At 49.3% G+C, this 1,628-nt stretch carries 1 protein-coding gene and 1 pseudogene; one reads left to right on the forward strand and one right to left on the reverse strand.

Annotated features, from left to right (window positions below; all coding sequences use genetic code 11):
- A pseudogene (locus tag PX636_RS12095) lies at positions 1 to 94 on the reverse strand (DUF3782 domain-containing protein); the annotation flags it as partial.
- 63 nt (positions 95 to 157) lie between these two features.
- Here PX636_RS12095 and cbiE point away from each other — a divergent pair.
- On the forward strand, positions 158 to 1,426 hold the full coding sequence (gene cbiE, locus PX636_RS12100) for a precorrin-6y C5,15-methyltransferase (decarboxylating) subunit CbiE (protein WP_288117351.1): 1,269 nt from the start codon (positions 158 to 160) through the stop codon (positions 1,424 to 1,426).
- Positions 1,427 to 1,628: the final 202 nt, after the last annotated feature.

Raw genomic sequence — 1,628 nt, forward strand, 5'->3', positions numbered from 1 at the left:
GTCGCTCGGTTTCTTGAAAGCATCTTTCTGTCTCTTTTTGAGCTTCTACTAATTCGGCTAATAATCTCCAAACGTCATCGGCGGTGGTGGTCATAATTTTTCCTCTAAATTAACTTGACACTAACCCGATTATATCTTGTTTGAAGGATAGAGCCTGATGGCAGATAATGAAATAGTAGCGATTTTTTTTAATATGGCGGATCGCAATTGTAAGTCGAAATGGCTATCGATCATAGGAATTGGTGAAGATGGCTTAGAAGGGTTAAGTTCGGTGGGGCGAAGTCTGCTTTCTTTAGCATCAGTTATTGTCGGTGGTGAACGTCATCTGGCAATGTTACCCTCAGAGGATCAACGGCAAAAACTGCTCTGGACTTCTCCCATCCAAGACTCTGTTAACGAGATTATCCGCCGTCGTGGTCAATCCGTCTGTGTTTTGGCCAGTGGTGATCCCATGTGCTACGGGATTGGTGTCACCCTCACCCGTCAGATTCCCCTTGAGGAAATGACGATTATTCCCTCTCCTTCTGCCTTCAGTCTTGCCTGTAGTCGTTTGGGTTGGCCTCTGAGTGAAGTGGAAACTTTGAGTTTGTGCGGTCGGCCTCCGGCTTGCTTGAATGGGGTGCTTTATCCCGGCGCTAAACTGCTGGTACTGAGTGCCGATGCCCAGACTCCAGCGATCGCTGCTCGGCTGCTCTGGGAGGGAGGTTTTGGCGAGAGTCGCATCACGGTTTTAGAACATCTAGGGGGAACCCTGGAACGCCACATTCAAGGCATCGCCAACGATTGGCAGTTTACAGATCTGGCGGATCTAAATGTCATCGCCATTAGCTGCATCTCCTCCCATCCCCCCACCCGGGCGCCGCGCCTTCCAGGACTGCCGGATTCTGCTTACCATCATGACGGACAGTTGACAAAAAGAGAAGTTCGTGCTATCACTCTGAGTACACTGGCTCCCCTACCCGGACAATTGCTCTGGGATGTGGGGGCAGGTTGTGGTTCCATTGCCATTGAGTGGCTGCGTAGCGATCGCCGTTGCCAGGCTATTGCGATCGAACATCATCCCACCAGATTACAATACATTGCCGATAATGCCGCCGCCCTGGGAACGCCCCATCTGCAAATCGTCGCCGGAATCGCACCGAGCGCCCTAGAAGATTTACCGCAACCGGACGCTATTTTTATTGGTGGCGGTATCACCACACCCCACCTACTGGAAACCTGTTGGTTAGCCCTGCGCCCCGGGGGTCGTCTTGTTGCCAACACTGTTACAATTGAAAGCGAATTAGTCCTCTTGCAATGGCATAGTAAATTAGGAGGGGAACTGCTGCGAATTGGCATTGAAAAAGCCGAACCAGTCGGCAAGTTTTTAGGTTGGAAAGCAATGGCCCCCGTAACCCAGTGGACTGTTCAGAAACCGAGATTATAAATCCTTTATTTTGTCCTTGATTTCTCTTGCAAAAGTTGTCAATAGAACTTTTTGGGTATTCTTTTCCTCTCTAATTAGTTAGGTGTTAAAAATTGTCAGATCCCCCTTAATAAGGAGGGATCAAAGCCCCCCTTATCAAGGGGGGTTGGGGGGATCAAAGCCCCCCTTATCAAGCTATCCATTAGTCAGATCTTTCTTAACA

The sequence above is a fragment of the Microcystis sp. M53598_WE2 genome, assembly GCF_030067735.1.
Taxonomy (GTDB): Bacteria; Cyanobacteriota; Cyanobacteriia; order Cyanobacteriales; family Microcystaceae; genus Microcystis; species Microcystis aeruginosa.